Consider the following 14768-nt stretch of genomic DNA (forward strand, 5'->3'; position numbering starts at 1 on the left):
TCAGGCCCTGCCGCGGCGCAGGATGTCGGTGTAGACGGCGGCGATGATGATGATCCCGGTGATCACCGTCTGCCACTCCTGCGCCACCGACATGATGCGCAGGCCGTTGGTGAGAACGCTCATGATGAACGCGCCGATGATGGTGCCGAGCACGGTGCCCGTGCCGCCGGCCAGCGAGGTGCCGCCGATCACCACCGCCGCGATCGCATCGAGCTCGTAGCCCTGGCCGAGCGCCGGCTGCGCCGAGTTCAGGCGCGAGGCGATCAGCAGGCCGGCGATGCCGCAGATCGCACCGTTGACGGCGTACACGACGATCTTCCAGAAGTCGACGTTCACGCCCGACAGGCGCACCGCCTCCTCGTTGCTGCCGAGCGCGAAGGTGTAGCGGCCGAGCATGGTCTTGTTCAGCACCAGGCTCGCCAGCACGGCGACGATGAACAGGATCAGCACCGCGTTGGGGATCGGCAGCGCGGGGAAGAACCAGCCGATCAGCGACTCCTGGCTGATGACCGGGAAGTCCGGCGTGTCGTTGAAGTAGATCGGCTTGGTGCCCGAGATCACCAGCGACAGCCCCTTGAGCAGCATCATCATGCCCAGCGTGGCGATGAAGGGCGGGATCTTCAGCTTGGCGATCAGCACGCCCGAGACGAACCCGCACAGCGCGCCCGACAGGATGGCCGCCACGATGCCCAGCGGCAGCGGCAGGCCCCAGTAGGTGAGCACCACGCCGGCCATCACGGCGCAGAAGGTCATCAGCGTGCCCACCGAGAGATCGATGCCGCCGCTGATGATCACGAAGGTGCAGGCGATCGCCAGCACGCCGTTGACCGCGGTGGCCTGCAGGATGGCCACCAGATTGTCGGCCTGCATGAAGTTCGGCGAGGCGACGCTGAAGAAGATCATCAGCACGAGCAGGCTCGCGAAGGCCAGCAGCTTCTGCCGCGTGGCCGGATTGAACAACCTTTCCTTCAAGCTCATGCGGCGGCCTTTTCGGTCATCGATTCGCGCAGCGTGGCCAGGTGCATGATCCGCTCCTGGTCCGCATCGCGCGCGTCGAGCTCGCCGGTGATGCGCCCCTCGCACATCACCAGGATGCGGTGGCTCATGCGCAGCACCTCGGGCAGCTCGGAGGAGATCATCACGATCGCCTTGCCCGCTTCGGCCAGCGCGGCCAGCAGCTTGTAGATCTCGGCCTTGGCGCCGACGTCGATGCCGCGCGTGGGCTCGTCGAAGAACAGGATGTCGCAGTCGCGCAGCAGCCACTTGGCGATCACGATCTTCTGCTGGTTGCCGCCCGAGAGCAGGCGCACGGTCTGCTCGACCGAGGGGGTCTTGATCGCGAGCTGCTGCACGTAGCGCTGCGCCGACTCGCGCATCGCGCCGCCGTCGAGCCAGCTGGCCGCACGCGCGAAGCGGCGCAGGCTGGGCAGCGCGACGTTGGTGGTGACGTCCAGCCCGGTGGCCAGGCCGAAGCGCTTGCGGTCTTCCGACAGGTAGCCGATGCCGTGGCGCACCGCATCGCGCGGGCTGCGGATCGTCACCGGCCTGCCGTGCACGCGGATCTCGCCGGCCTCGAGCGGGTCGGCGCCGAAGATCGCACGCGCCACCTCGGTGCGGCCGGCGCCCATCAGCCCGGCGAAGCCGAGGATCTCGCCGCGGTGCAGGCGAAAGCCCACGTCGCGCACCACACGCCCGCGTCGAAGGCCGGTCACCTCGAGCACCACCTCGCGCCGCTCGGTGGCCGGCGCGTGGCTGGTGGACTCCTCGATCTCGCGCCCGACCATCATCGAGATGATCTGCGCCACCGGCGTGCCGGCCATCGGCACGGTGGCGATGGTGCGGCCGTCGCGCATCACCGTCACCCGGTCGGCGATGCGCTGCAGCTCGTCCATCTTGTGCGAGATGTAGACGATGCCCACGCCCTGCGCGCGCAGCTGGCCGACGATGCGGAACAGCTCGGTCACCTCGGCGTCGTTCAGCGCGGCGGTCGGCTCGTCCATGATCAGCACGCGCGAATCGAAGGAGAGTGCCTTGGCGATCTCCACCATCTGCTGCCTGGCCACCGTCAGCTCGCCCACCGGCGTGCGCGGATCGAGCGTCAGGTGCAGGCGCTCGAAGATGCGCGCCGCGTTTGCGTTCAGCGTCGCCTCGTCGAGGAACAGGCCGAAGCGCCCGCGCGGCTCGCGGCCGATGAAGATGTTCTGCGCCGCGCTCAGGTGGTTCATCAGGTTGAGTTCCTGATGCACGATGCCGATGCCCAGCGCCTGCGCGGCGCGCGGGCTGGCGACCTCGATCAGTGCGCCGTCGAGCAGGATCTCGCCGTCGTCCTTGGTGTAGACGCCGGCCAGCACCTTCATCAGCGTGGACTTGCCGGCGCCGTTCTCGCCCATCAGCGCATGCACCTCGCCGGCGCGCAGGTCGAACGAGACGTCCTGCAGCGCGCGCACGCCGGCGAAGGCCTTGCTGACGCGGCGCACCTCGATCAGCGCGTGCCCGTTCATCGCGTGATGCCGTAGAAGCGCGCCGCGCTGTCGCGCCACACGGCCTGCTGCTCCGCCGGCGAGAGCTCGCCGATCAGCGCCTCGCTCACCGCCACCCAGCGATCGTACGGTGCCGCGAGCGTCAGCACCGGCCAGTCGCTGCCCCACATCAGGCGCTGCGGGCCGAAGCACTCGAGCAGCGTGTCCCACACCGGCCGCACCGTGGCGATGCCCTCGGCGACCGTCGCCAGGGGCGCGGCCTCGGTGAGCAGGCCGGAGAACTTGCAGCTCACCTGCGGGTGCGCGGCAAGTGCGGCCATGTCGCGCTGCCAGGCCTCGGCCCAGCCCACGGGCCAGCCCTGCGCGAGCAGCGGCTTGGCCGCGTGGTCGATCACCACCGGCAGCGCCGGGTGGCGCTCGACGAAGCGGCGCAGCGACGCCAGGTGCCAGGGCTTGACCAGCGCATCGAAGCACAGCCCGAGGCGCGGCAATGCGGCGAGCACGGCCGGGTGCGGCCCGTGTTCGATCCAGTCGCGTGCCGGCAGGTCCTGCAGCATCGGGCGCACGCCGCGGAACACGCGCCGGGCGGCCCAGCGCTCCAGCGTCCCGATGCTGCGCTTCCGACTCAGTTCGACCCAGCCGACGACGCCGGCCACGCTCGGCTCCCCGGCCGCGAGGTCGAGCAGGAACTCGGTTTCCTCGGCGCTGTCCGCCGCCTGCACCAGCACGGTGGCGTCGATGCCGTGCCGCGCGCGCAGCGGCGCCAGGTCCGCTGGCGCGAAGTCGCGGTGGATCGGCGCGAGCGCCGCATCGTCGGCACGCAGCCAGCGGTAGTCGCCCCGCGCCACGCGCCAGTAGTGCTGGTGCGCATCGAGGCGATGCGCCGGGCCGCGGGGCGCGGGTTTGTTCATATACGAACATGCTATCCATGAGTGAACAATCGCCGCAATCTGTCCGAGGCCCGATCCGACGGGGACTTACCCTGAGCCGCGCACCGATCCGCACCGCCACCGACTCGTCGGCCGACGAGCGCTACCGCGCGCCCGCGCTCGACAAGGGGCTGGACATCCTCGAGCTGCTCGCCGAGCAGGCGCAGGGCCTGACACGTGCCGAGATCGTCAAGGCCATGGGCCGCAGCCCGAGCGAGATCTACCGCATGCTCGAGCGGCTGGTCGCGCGCCAGTACGTGGTGCGCTCGGCCGAGGGCGACCGCTACTCGCTGAGCCTGAAGCTGTTCGTGCTGTCGCAGCGCCACCCGCCGCAGGCGCGCCTGGTGTCGCAGGCCACGCCGGTGATGGACGCGTTCACCAAGGCGGCCGAGCAGTCCTGCCACCTCGGCGTGTACGACCGCGGCAACGTGACCATCGTCGTGCAGGTGGCCAGCCCGGTGTACTGGGGCCTGTCGATCCGCGCCGGTGCACGTGTCAGCCTGCTGGACAGCGGCTCGGGGCTCACGCTGCTGGCCTTCCAGACACCGCAGCGGCGCGCCGAGATGCTGGCCGAGCACGAGCCGCTGGACGGCCAGGCGCGCCGGCCCGCGGCGCGCGCGCTGCAGGCCACGCTCGAGCAGTTGCGCGCCCGGGGCCACTGGCAGGCCGACAGCCGGCAGACCCATGGCGTGACCGACATCTCGCTGCCGCTGCTCGGCCCGGACGGCAGTGCGCTGGGCGCGCTGACCTGCCCCTACGTGCGACGCATCGACCGCCACGCCGCGCCCGACCTGGAAGCGACCCGCGCGCTGCTGGCGCGCGCGGCGGCCGCGCTGACGCTGCGCTGAGGCGCTGTCACACTGGGGGCCTGCCGCCCGTCTTGCGGGTCATGGACACGCACACCGACGCCTTCGAACGACTGCGCCCGCGCCTGCAGGGCCTGGCCTACCGCATGCTCGGCACCCGCGCCGAGGCCGAGGAGGTGGTGCAGGACACCTGGCTGCGCTGGCGCGAGGCCGCCGCCGGCCCGATCGACAGGCCCGAGGCCTGGCTGGTGTCGGTGGCCACGCGCCTGGCCATCGACCGGCTGCGCCACGCGCGGGTCGAGCGCGCCCACTACGTCGGCACCTGGCTGCCCGAGCCGCTGCTGGAGGAGTCGCCGCCCTCGCCGGAGCAGCTGGTCGAGCGCGCCGACAGCCTGTCGGTCGCCTTCCTCGCGGTGCTCGAGCGGCTCGCGCCCGAGGCACGTGCGGCCTGGCTGCTGCGCGAGGTGTTCGAGGCCGAGTACGCCGAGGTGGCCGAGGCGCTCGGCAAGAGCGAGGCGGCCTGCCGGCAGATCGTGCACCGCGCGCGCGAGCAACTGCGCGACGCCCGGCCGCGCCACGTGGTGCCGGCGCCGGCGCAGGAGCGCCTGCTGCGCAGCTTCGCGCAGGCCGCGACGCGGGGCGACTTCGGCGCGCTGAAGGCCCTGCTCGCCGAGGACGCGCAGCTGCTTGGCGACGGCGGCGGCAAGGTGCCGAGCTTCGGCCGGCCGCTCGAGGGCGGCACGCGCATCGCGCAGCTCTACCTGGCGGCCTGCCTGCGCCACCCGGGCGCGGTGCGCATCGAGCTGGCCTGGGTCAACGGCCAGCGGGGGCTGCTGCGCTTCATCGACGGCACGCTCGAATCGGTGCAGGCGCTGGAGACCGACGGGCACCGCATCCTGCGCATCCACGCGCAGCGCAACCCGGACAAGCTGGCGCGCATCGCCGCCACGCGGACTGTCACACCGCCGCGGGATGCCACGTCTTGAGGGCAGGGGCGCCGCACGGGGCGGCGGCCCGGCACTCTCAAGGACGCTTCATGAACATCGTGATCCTCGGCGGCACCGGCCTGATCGGCACCCGCCTGGCCGCCCTGCTGCGCCGCGCCGGCCACCAGGTGGCCGCCGTTTCGCCCTCCACCGGCGTGGACAGCGTCACCGGCCGCGGGCTGGACGCCGCGCTGGCCGGCGCGCAGGTGGTGGTCGACGTGACCAACTCGCCGTCGTTCGCACCGGAGGACGTGCTGGCCTTCTTCCAGGCCTCGACGCGCCACCTGCTGGCGGCGGCGCGTGCGGCGGGCGTGCAGCACCTGGTCGCGCTGTCGGTGGTGGGTGCCGAGCGCCTGCCCGACAGCGGCTACCTGCGCGCCAAGCTGGCCCAGGAAGCGCTGATCGCACACGGCGGCGTGCCGTTCACCGTGCTGCGTGCCACGCAGTTCATCGAGTTCCTCGGCGCCATCGCCGACTCGCTGACCGACGCGGGGGTGGTGCACGCGCCGGCCGCGCCGCTGCAGCCGGTGGCGGCGGACGACGTGGCCGCCACGCTCGCCGAGGTGGCGCTCGCCGCGCCGCTGAACGGCCGCCTCGAGCTCGGCGGGCCGCAGCGTGCACCGCTGGACGCGCTGCTGCGCCGCTGGCTGCCGGCCCGGGGCGATCGCCGCAGCGTGCTCACCGACCCGACGGCCACCTACTTCGGCGCGCGGCTCGAGGGCGACGCACTGTGCACGGCAGCGGATGCGCGGCTCGGCCGGACCGGGCTCGACGACTGGCTGGCGCGCGCGCCGCTGGCGGCCTGATCAGCGCGCGGTGTAGCCGCGCCCGTCCATGCAGGCCAGCACGGCGCGGTGGAACACGCTGGCGTCGGCCATCGCGTCGCGCTGCGTGGTGGCCCAGCGGTTGCACGCCTGGCGGTCGGCCTCGGCCTGCGCCGCGTTCTGGCCTTTGCGCGGGTAGAAGATCGGTTCCGGCGCGGCCGGGGCGGGTGCCGGCGGCACCGGCTGATAGGCCGGGGCAGGCGGCAGCGTCGACACCACGTAGCCCGGGTACGTTGTATAGGCCGGATAGACCGGGGCGTAGCCATAGGCATACGGCGCCGGATAGGCATAGGTGCCGTAGTACAGCGGCACGCCGATGCCGATCGACACGCCGCCCCACCAGCGGTGGCGGCGACCATGCGCGTCGGCCGGATCGGGCAACACGGCCAGCACGGTCGTGGCCAGGGCGAGCAGGCAGACGGTGCGTTTCATGGGCGGCCTCCGGCGCGACGGGTGATGGCTGCATTCTGGATCAATCGATCACCTCCGGCCAGCGGGTGTGGAAGACCTCCCCCGCCGGCCGGTCGACGCGTTCGTAGCCGTGCGCGCCGAAGAAGTCGCGCTGTGCCTGCAGCAGGTTGGCCGGCAGGCGCGCGCTGCGCAGGCTGTCGTAGTAGGCGAGCGACGCACCGAAGGCCGGCACCGGAATGCCGTGCGTCACGGCCAGCGCCACCACCGCGCGCCAATGCGCCTGGATGCGGTTCAGCAGTTCGCGGAAGAAGGGCGCGGCGGTCAGGTGCGGCAGCGCCGGATCGGCCGCCCAGGCCTCGGTGATGCGGTTCAGGAAACGCGCCCGGATGATGCAGCCGCCGCGCCAGATCGAGGCGATGCCGCCCAGGTCCAGCGCCCAGCCCTTCTTCTCGCTCATCGTGCGCATCAGGTCCAGGCCCTGCGCATAGCTGATCACCTTGGAGGCGTACAGCGCGTCGTGCACCTGCGCCACCAGCGCGGCGCGGTCGACGCGCAGCGGCCCCTGCGGGCCCTGCAGCACGCGGCTGGCAGCCACACGCTGCGCCTTCTGCGACGACAGCACGCGCGCCTCGACCGCCGCGTTGATGGTGCTGACCACCACCGCGTTCTCGGCCGCGTTGACCAGGGTCCACTGGCCGGTGCCCTTCTGGCCGGCCTTGTCGAGGATCAGCTCGACCAGCGGCACGCCGGTCGCCTCGTCCTTCTGCGCCAGCGCCTTGGCGGTGATCTGGATCAGGTAGCTCTGCAGCTCGCCGCGGTTCCACTCGTCGAATACCGCGGCCATCTCGTCGGCGCTGAAGCCGGCAGCCTGCAGCAGCGCGTAGGCCTCGCAGATCAGCTGCATGTCGCCGTACTCGATGCCGTTATGCACCATCTTCACGTAGTGCCCGGCGCCGCCCGGCCCGATGTGCATCACGCAGGGCTGGCCGTCGACCCGGGCGGCGATGCTCTCGAACACCGGCCGCAACAGTTCCCAGCTCGAGGCCGGGCCGCCGGGCATGATGGACGGCCCCTTGCGCGCGCCCTCCTCGCCGCCGGAGATGCCGGCGCCGACGAAGCGCAGCCCGCGCGCGGCGAGCGCGGCATCGCGCCGCTCCGTGTCGCTGTACAGGCTGTTGCCGCCGTCGATGACGATGTCACCCGGCTCGAGCAGCGGCACCAGCTGCTCGAGCACCGCGTCGACCGGCGCGCCGGCCTTGACCATCAGCTGGATCCTGCGCGGCCGCGCCAGGCTGGCGACGAACTCGGGCAGGCTGTGCGTGCCGACCAGGCGCTTGCCGGGATGGGCGGCGACGAAGGCGTCGGTCACCTCCGCGGTGCGGTTGTAGACGCTGACCCGGAAGCCGCGGCTCTCGATGTTCAGCACCAGGTTCTGGCCCATCACCGCCAGGCCGATCAGGCCGTAGTCGCTGCCTTCGCTCATCGCCGCCTCCGTGGGGTGGAGCGCCGCATTCTGACGGGAAGGAAATCGCCCTGTCGTGCGTACACGCTCGGTCACCACCACGACAAGGACCCTCGATGAAAGCCTTCGCCCCCCTCGCCTCGCTCACCCTGGCCGCGCTGCTGTCGGCCTGCGCCTCGATGGGCGGCAGCGCCCCGGCCGGCGTGACCGACGGCGTGCTGACCGGCAAGAACGGCATGACGCTCTACACCTTCGACCGCGACACGGCCGGCTCGGGCAAGAGCGTCTGCAACGGCCCCTGCGCCACCAACTGGCCGCCGCTGTTCGCCGACGACGGTGCCAGCGCCAGCGGCGACTGGAGCATCGTCACCCGCGACGACGGCAAGAAGCAGTACGCCTACAAGGGCAAGCCGCTGTACTACTGGGTGAAGGACGCCAAGCCGGGCGACCGCACCGGCGACGGCTTCAACAACGTCTGGCGCCTGGCCAAGCCCTGAGCGTCAGTCCCCCGATTCGGCGAGGGTCACGGTCAGCCGGCGCGTCTGCCCGGCACGCCACACGCTCAGCGTGACCCGCTCGCCCGGGCGGTGGCGCTCGAGCGCCGTGAGCATGTCGTCGAGATCGGCGACCGGCTCGTCGTCGACCGCGGTGATCACGTCGCCGGGTTCGATCTCGCCGCCGCGCCCGCGCCGGAACGGCTGCAGCCCGGCGCGCGCCGCCGGCCCGCCGGGCTGCACCGCCACCAGCGGCACGCCCTTGGGCAGGTTCAGCGCACGGCTCAGCGAGGCCGCGCCCGAGGTGACGCCGAGGGCCGGCCGCACCAGCCGGCCGTCGCGGATCAGCCGCGGCACGATGCGGTTCACCTCGTCGATCGGGATCGCGAAGCCGATGCCGGCGCTCGCGCCGGACGGGCTGTAGATCGCGGTGTTCACGCCGATCACGCGGCCGGCCGAATCGAGCAGCGGTCCGCCCGAGTTGCCCGGGTTGATGGCCGCATCGGTCTGGATCACCCCGCGGATGGTGCGGCGCGTGACCGAGTCGATCTCGCGGTTCAGCGCGCTGACGATGCCGGTGGTCAGCGTCTGGTCCAGCCCGAAGGGGTTGCCGATCGCGTAGACCTTCTGGCCCACCTGCAGCTCGCGGCTCGAGCCCAGCGGCAGGGCTTTCAGCCGGCCGGCCGGCGCGGCGATGCGCAGCACGGCGAGGTCACGGTCCGGGAAGGCGCCCACCAGCTCGGCGCGGAAGGCGGTCTGGTCCGACAGCGTGACCTGCGCTGCGTTGGCCTCCTGGATGACGTGGAAGTTGGTCACCACGTGGCCACGCTCGTCCCACACGAAGCCGGTGCCGGTGCCGCGCGGCACCTGCTGGACGTTGGCCGAGAACAGCTCGCGCTCGAAGCCGATCGCGGTGATGTTGACCACCGACGGCGAGGCGGCCTTGAACACCGCGATGTTGGTCAGCTCGTCGGCGGCCAGCGAGCCGCGCGGCGCCACCGGGCGCGGCGCGGCGTCGGCCTGCGCCCGGGCCGCCAGAGCCGGCGCGGCAAGCGAGGCGAGGATCAGCGAGCGGCGGTACAGGGGCATGGCGGTCGGGCGGGTGCGGCCTGGTGTGGCCGATGGCCGCGATTGTCGGCCAGCCCCGCCGCCCGCGGACCGTCAGTCCTCGCCGTGCACCTTCTTCGCGTTCAGCACCTCGCCCTCGAACACCCCTTCGACCTCGACGCGGCGGCCATCCAGGGTCGGCACCGTCACGTCGTCGAACAGCGTGTTGTCGCCCCAGGCCACGCTGATGGTGCTGCCGCCGCTGGTGGTCAGCACGAAGCGGCGCGCCGCGGTGTCGACGCTGCCGGCCGTGCCCTGGCGCCCGACCGTGCTGCCGCTGGGCTCGTTCTCGCACTTGACCTCGCGCGCCAGCACGCCGGTCGGCCCGAGCCGGCCCTCGACCTCGACGAACAGCCCCTCGGCGAGCACCCCGCCGGCGCAATCCTCGAGCTGCGCGGTGCCGGCGTCGACGGGCACGCCGCGCACGGTGAAGCGCCGCGTGGCGGCATCGAAGCCGACGATGCTGCCCTTCAGCTCGGACTCGGGCTCGTTGCGCCCGTCGCGCAGCGCGATCGCATCGGCCTGCAGGCTGCCGTCGGCGCGCAGCACGCCGCTGACGCGCAGGTACTGGCCCTCGGCCAGGGCGAGCATGGGCGGCGACAGCGTCGCGCCGGCGTAATGCACCGTCAGCGCGCCGAGCCTGAAGCGCTCGGTCACCGTGTCGAGCGCGGCGACGTTGCCGCCCAGGGTGAGCCGCGTGCCGACGCCGCCGGCCTCGCGGATGCGCACCGCATCGGCCTGCAGCACCGGGGCGGCGGCGCTGCCGGAGCGGCCGGTGGGCCGCGCGAACACCGTCACCAGCTGGCCGGCCTGCAGCGTGCGGCCGGCTGGTTCGATCACCGCATTGGCGGTGTGCACCGCGAGTGCGCCGAGCTGGAAGCCGGCCGCGTCCAGCGCCGACACCAGGCCGCTGGCCTTCAGGTGGGCCGGCAGCGCGGCCAGGCGTTCGATGCGTGTGGCGCGCACCCGGCTGCCGCTGCCCTCGGGCACGATCACGCCGTGCACCTCCACCGCATCGCCGGCGGCCAGGTCGGCCGCGCCGGTGTAGCCGCCGCCGAACTGCGTCACCGGGCCGGTGGCCGCGTCGGCATTCACCTGCACCTCCTGGCCGAGCACGACGAAGCGGTCGGGCGCCACCAGGGTGTCGAGCGCGCCGGCCAGCGTGGCGTGCACGTGCAGCCCGGTGGGCAGGCCCTGGTCGTCGACCTCGACCTCGACCTGGTCGCCCAGGCGCACGTCGCTCAGGCGCTCGACACCGGGTTCGTCCTCGCGGTGCGCGGCGATGCCGCGGTCGTCGTAGCGCCGGCCGTCGACGATCACGCTGCCGAAGCCGCTGACCGTGCCCTGCGCGACCTGCGCGGCGGACCCGGTGCCGCCCGAGCCCACCCCGCCGCCGCAGGCGGCCGTCAACACTGCCGCGACCAGCGCCGCCAGCGCCGCTGCGGAACCCCAACTCATCCTCATTCTTTCCTCCTGCGCGGCGCGCGCTTCGTCGGAGCGCTCGCCGTGGCCGTGCCGGGTGCCTCTTGCACCGGCTCGGCGTAGAAATACACGCCGAACCTTATGCGTTGCTGGTCTGGCGGCTCGACCGCGGCATCGGCCTGCACGGCGGCTTGCGCTTCGTCAACCATGGCACGAAACGCCTGGGCCCAGGCCTCGCGCGCCAGCGTGTGCAGGCGCTCGACCGAGTCCGCCCCCAGACCATCGGCGAACACGCTCTGCTCCAGGTAACGGGGTGCGTCGACGGTGAGGTTGTGCACCGCGGCGGCCAGGTGGTCGCGGGCGTTGGCGGCGAACAGCGCGGTCAGCTCGTCCAGGCGCCGGCTGGGAATGAAGGCGCTGCCGGTCGGGCGGACCTGCTCGTCGGCCAGCTCCACCAGGCCGAGGCGCAGCAGTTCCTCGAGCACGGTGCGCGGATGCACGTCCTGCGACACCTCGCGCGCCAGTGCCTCGAAGCTCGGCGCCGGACCGCTGCGCGCCAGCGCACGCGGCCGCCCGTCGCGACCGCGCAGGCGCTTGTCGGCCATCCAGCGCGTGAACACCTGCGAGGCCAGCGGCACGCCCTTGCCCGCCACCACCGCCTCGGCGGTGCGCGGGCGCTGCTCGAGCGCCTTCACGTCCTTGCGGTGCACGCCCGACAGCACGCTGAGCGCCGAGACGGTGGGCGCGCGGCCGTCGCGCTGCAGCTCGGCGCGCGCCGCGTCGACGAACACCTGCTTCAGCGCGTCGGCCACGGCCCCGTAGGCCGCGCCGTTGCGCAGCAGCCAACGCGCGAGCGGCGCCATCAGCGCGGGCAGCTCGCGCAGCGCCAGCGCCGCGTGCTCGACGGTCGGCCGCGCGGACAGGGGCACCTCCGCGGAGGACGGGGGCGGTTCGGGCTTGCGTGTCATGGGCGCAAGGGTCGCACGTTCGGTGCGGGGTTTGTCACGGGTCCATCACCCAGTGATTCACTCTTGGTTGCATGTGCATGGGATATTTTCCCATACTATGGCCGCAGGCTTCCCCTGTTGTCAAACCGGACTTCGAGCATGAGCAGCAACACCGTCGAGGGCGTGCAGGCGCCGACCGCCGAGGCCCCGGCCGACACGCCGCGCCGCCGGCGCGAGCACGGCGACCTGTGGATCTATGCGCTGCTGGCGGCGCTGACGCTGGGCGCCTGGCAGGTCAGCCGGCTCGGGCTGTTCGCCGCGCACGACCGCATCGGCTACTGGTTGGGCGTGGCCGGCGGGGTGGCGATGCTGCTGCTGTTCAGCTACCCGCTGCGCAAGTACGTGCGCTCGCTGCACCGCCTGGGCAAGGTCAAGTGGTGGTTCGTGGCGCACATGGTGCTGGGCGTGGGCGGGCCGGTCCTGATCCTGCTGCACTCGACCTTCCGCATCGGCTCGGTCAACGCCGGCGTCGCGCTGTGGAGCATGCTGATCGTCGCGGCCAGTGGCGTGGTCGGCCGCTTCATCTACCTGCGCGTTCACCGCGGGCTGTCGGGCGAGAAGGCGAGCTTCGACGCGCTGCGCAGCCGCGCCGGCTTCGACCGTTCCGAGGCGCGCTCCAAGCTGCACTTCGCGCCCGCCGTCGAGCAGCGCCTGCAGGACTTCGCCGACTCGACGCTGGCCGATGCGCCGGGCCGGCTGAGCGCGTTCAAGCAGGTCACCGTGCTGCCGGCGCGCATGTGGCTCACCTACTGGCGCTGCGCCTTCGAGCTGCACCGTGTGCTGCGCGGCATCGCGCGCCAGCGCGACTGGACCGGCGCCGAGACCCGGCGCCGCCAGCGCCTGGCGCGCAAGCTGGTGCGGCGCTACCTCGGCAGCGTGGTCAAGGTGGCGCAGTTCAGCGCCTGGGTGCGGCTGTTCGCGCTCTGGCACGTGGCCCACGTGCCGTTCGTGTACCTGATGGTGATCAGTGCCGTGGTGCACGTGATCGCCGTGCACGTCTACTGACATCGTGGCGCGATGGCTGCGCGAGCTGCTCGCCGTCGCCGCCGTGCTGGTGCCGGCGCTGGTGCACGCGCAGTCGCTCGAGTCGGTGCTGTCGCCCGGCCGGCTGACGGCCTCGCACGCGAAGTGGGAGGACGAGTGCCGCAGCTGCCACGTGCCGTTCGACCGCGCGGCGCAGGACCGTCTGTGCACCGACTGCCACAAGGACATCGGGCGCGACATGCGTGAGCGCACCGGCTTCCACGGGCGCGCGAAGCCGCAGCCCTGTCGTACCTGCCACACCGACCACAAGGGGCGCGAGGCACGCATCGTCGCCTTCGAGCCGAAGCAGTTCGAGCATGCGCAGGCCGACTTCGCGCTGCGCGGCAAGCACCGCCAGACCGACTGCGCCAAGTGCCACGAGACGGGCAAGAAGTACAGCGCGGCACCCTCCGACTGCAACGCCTGCCACCGCAAGGACGACGTGCACAAGGGCTCGCTCGGCGCCAAGTGCGCCAGCTGCCACGGCGAGTCGAGCTGGAAGGAAACGACCTTCGACCACGGGAGCACCCGCTTCGCGCTGACCGGCAAGCATGCCGATGCGCGCTGCGACGCCTGCCACAAGACCGGCGCCTACAAGGAGACGCCGCGCGCCTGCTACGGCTGCCACAAGGGCGACGACCAGGCGGCCAAGGGCCACCAGGGCCGCTTCGGCGAGAAGTGCGACAGCTGCCACGGCGACCGCGGCTGGAAGCCGAGCAGCTTCAACCACGACACCGACACCAAGTACGCGCTGCGCGGCCAGCATCGCCAGGCGCGCTGCAACGACTGCCACACCGGCCCGGTGGCGCGCGTCAAGCTCGGCACCGACTGCTGGGCCTGCCACCAGAAGGACGACAAGCACAAGGAGACGCTGGGGCGCGACTGCGGCAGCTGCCACACCGAGCGCGACTGGAAGGAAAAGGCGAAATTCGACCACGACAAGACCGAGTTCCCGCTGCTCGGCGCGCATGCCAGCACGCGCTGCGATGCCTGCCACACCTCCAAGGTGTTCAACGAGGCGCCCAAGGCCTGCATCGGCTGCCACCGCAAGGACGACAGGCACGAGGGCACGCTCGGCACCGACTGCGCCGCCTGTCACGGCGAGCGCGACTGGAAGAGCACGGCCGGCCGCTTCGACCACGCCCGCACGCGCTTCCCGCTGCGCAACGCGCACGCGGCGGCCAAGGTGGCCTGCAAGGACTGCCACCGCGACGCGAAGAGCTACCGGCCGGCGCCGCTGGACTGCCTGTCCTGCCACCGCAAGGACGACAAGCACGAGGGCCAGCTCGGCGCGAAGTGCGAGAGCTGCCACAGCGATGCGAGCTGGAAGAGCGCACGCTTCGACCACGCGGCGACACGCTTCGTGCTGCTGGGTCGGCACGCCGCGGTGGAGTGCAAGGCCTGCCACAAGAGCGCGCGCTACACCGACGCGCCGCGCGAGTGCATCGGCTGCCACCGCAAGGACGACAAGCACAGGCAGGTGTTCGGCGAGAAGTGCGAGAGCTGCCACAACGCGCGCGCCTGGACGCTGTGGGACTTCGACCACACGAAGCGCACGCGCTGGCCCCTGGACGGCGGGCACCGCCGCGTGGCCTGTGCCGACTGCCACGTGCGGCCGGCGCCGGGCGGCAAGCTGGCCGCGCCGCTGGCCGACACCTGCGTGGCCTGCCACCGCAAGGACGACGTGCACGACGGCGGCTTCGGCACGCGCTGCGAGCAGTGCCACGGCGTGGAGAAGTGGAAGAAGGTCTCGAACCGGGTGATGAGGAGCGGAGCCACGCCATGAGCGCGCCGGGTCGTTCCCCAGCGCGAATCCC

General features: G+C 72.3%; 14 protein-coding genes. 6 read left to right on the forward strand and 8 right to left on the reverse strand.

Going from position 1 to position 14768, the window contains the following annotated elements:
- Genes D9C15_RS13935 through D9C15_RS13945 form a run of 3 tightly spaced genes read right to left on the reverse strand, consistent with a single transcriptional unit; the run spans window position 1 to window position 3391 of the window.
- Window positions 1-978, reverse strand: a complete 978-nt coding sequence (locus tag D9C15_RS13935) for an ABC transporter permease (RefSeq protein WP_127998188.1) — start codon at window positions 976-978, stop codon at window positions 1-3.
- Entirely contained in the window at window positions 975-2501 is a 1527-nt protein-coding gene (locus D9C15_RS13940) for a sugar ABC transporter ATP-binding protein (protein WP_127998190.1), read from the reverse strand. The genes D9C15_RS13935 and D9C15_RS13940 overlap by 4 nt, the downstream gene beginning before the upstream one ends.
- The gene (locus D9C15_RS13945; RefSeq protein ID WP_127998192.1) at window positions 2498-3391 is read right to left on the reverse strand and encodes an amidohydrolase family protein; all 894 of its coding nucleotides are present in this window, start codon (window positions 3389-3391) and stop codon (window positions 2498-2500) included. The genes D9C15_RS13940 and D9C15_RS13945 overlap by 4 nt, the downstream gene beginning before the upstream one ends.
- An 86-nt stretch (window positions 3392-3477) precedes the next feature.
- Between D9C15_RS13945 and D9C15_RS13950 the strand changes: the two genes are divergently transcribed.
- Genes D9C15_RS13950 through D9C15_RS13960 form a run of 3 tightly spaced genes read left to right on the forward strand, consistent with a single transcriptional unit; the run spans window position 3478 to window position 6007 of the window.
- Window positions 3478-4257, forward strand: coding sequence for an IclR family transcriptional regulator (locus tag D9C15_RS13950; RefSeq protein ID WP_127998820.1), 780 nt, complete (start codon window positions 3478-3480; stop codon window positions 4255-4257).
- A 41-nt stretch (window positions 4258-4298) separates the two neighbouring features.
- Window positions 4299-5201: an RNA polymerase sigma-70 factor gene (locus D9C15_RS13955; RefSeq protein ID WP_127998193.1), complete on the forward strand. Its 903-nt coding sequence runs from the start codon at window positions 4299-4301 to the stop codon at window positions 5199-5201.
- Window positions 5202-5251: 50 nt separating this feature from the next.
- Window positions 5252-6007 (forward strand): SDR family oxidoreductase, encoded by a 756-nt coding sequence (locus D9C15_RS13960; RefSeq protein WP_127998194.1) that lies wholly within the window; start codon window positions 5252-5254, stop codon window positions 6005-6007.
- Here D9C15_RS13960 and D9C15_RS13965 read toward each other — a convergent pair whose 3' ends face one another.
- Together D9C15_RS13965 and gnd are read right to left on the reverse strand one after the other, a co-directional pair.
- The gene (locus D9C15_RS13965; RefSeq protein ID WP_127998195.1) at window positions 6008-6457 is read right to left on the reverse strand and encodes a hypothetical protein; all 450 of its coding nucleotides are present in this window, start codon (window positions 6455-6457) and stop codon (window positions 6008-6010) included.
- Between the two features lie 40 nt (window positions 6458-6497).
- Complete coding sequence (gene gnd, locus D9C15_RS13970) at window positions 6498-7919, reverse strand: decarboxylating NADP(+)-dependent phosphogluconate dehydrogenase (protein ID WP_127998196.1); 1422 nt, start codon at window positions 7917-7919, stop codon at window positions 6498-6500.
- 95 nt (window positions 7920-8014) lie between these two features.
- On the opposite strand from gnd, the gene D9C15_RS13975 reads away from it, so the two are divergent.
- A complete protein-coding gene (locus tag D9C15_RS13975) occupies window positions 8015-8395 on the forward strand; it encodes a COG4315 family predicted lipoprotein (protein WP_127998198.1) in 381 nt (126 codons plus the stop codon).
- A gap of 3 nt (window positions 8396-8398) precedes the next feature.
- Here D9C15_RS13975 and D9C15_RS13980 read toward each other — a convergent pair whose 3' ends face one another.
- The 3 genes from D9C15_RS13980 to D9C15_RS13990 all read right to left on the reverse strand — a co-directional run bounded on the left by D9C15_RS13980 (window position 8399) and on the right by D9C15_RS13990 (window position 11889).
- Window positions 8399-9481: a S1C family serine protease gene (locus tag D9C15_RS13980; RefSeq protein WP_127998200.1), complete on the reverse strand. Its 1083-nt coding sequence runs from the start codon at window positions 9479-9481 to the stop codon at window positions 8399-8401.
- A 72-nt stretch (window positions 9482-9553) separates the two neighbouring features.
- Window positions 9554-10963 carry a DUF5666 domain-containing protein gene (locus D9C15_RS13985; RefSeq protein ID WP_127998202.1) on the reverse strand — a complete coding sequence of 470 codons (1410 nt, stop codon included), beginning with the start codon at window positions 10961-10963 and terminating at the stop codon, window positions 9554-9556.
- Entirely contained in the window at window positions 10960-11889 is a 930-nt protein-coding gene (locus tag D9C15_RS13990; RefSeq protein ID WP_127998204.1) for a DUF6502 family protein, read from the reverse strand. The genes D9C15_RS13985 and D9C15_RS13990 overlap by 4 nt, the downstream gene beginning before the upstream one ends.
- A 138-nt stretch (window positions 11890-12027) precedes the next feature.
- Here D9C15_RS13990 and D9C15_RS13995 point away from each other — a divergent pair, with 138 nt between their 5' ends.
- The gene (locus tag D9C15_RS13995; protein WP_127998206.1) at window positions 12028-12933 is read left to right on the forward strand and encodes a pyridine nucleotide-disulfide oxidoreductase; all 906 of its coding nucleotides are present in this window, start codon (window positions 12028-12030) and stop codon (window positions 12931-12933) included.
- Between the two features lie 4 nt (window positions 12934-12937).
- A complete protein-coding gene (locus D9C15_RS14000; RefSeq protein ID WP_205854799.1) occupies window positions 12938-14737 on the forward strand; it encodes a cytochrome C in 1800 nt (599 codons plus the stop codon).
- Window positions 14738-14768: the final 31 nt, after the last annotated feature.

It is taken from the genome of Piscinibacter defluvii, assembly GCF_004011805.1.
Taxonomy (GTDB): domain Bacteria; phylum Pseudomonadota; class Gammaproteobacteria; order Burkholderiales; family Burkholderiaceae_C; genus Piscinibacter; species Piscinibacter defluvii.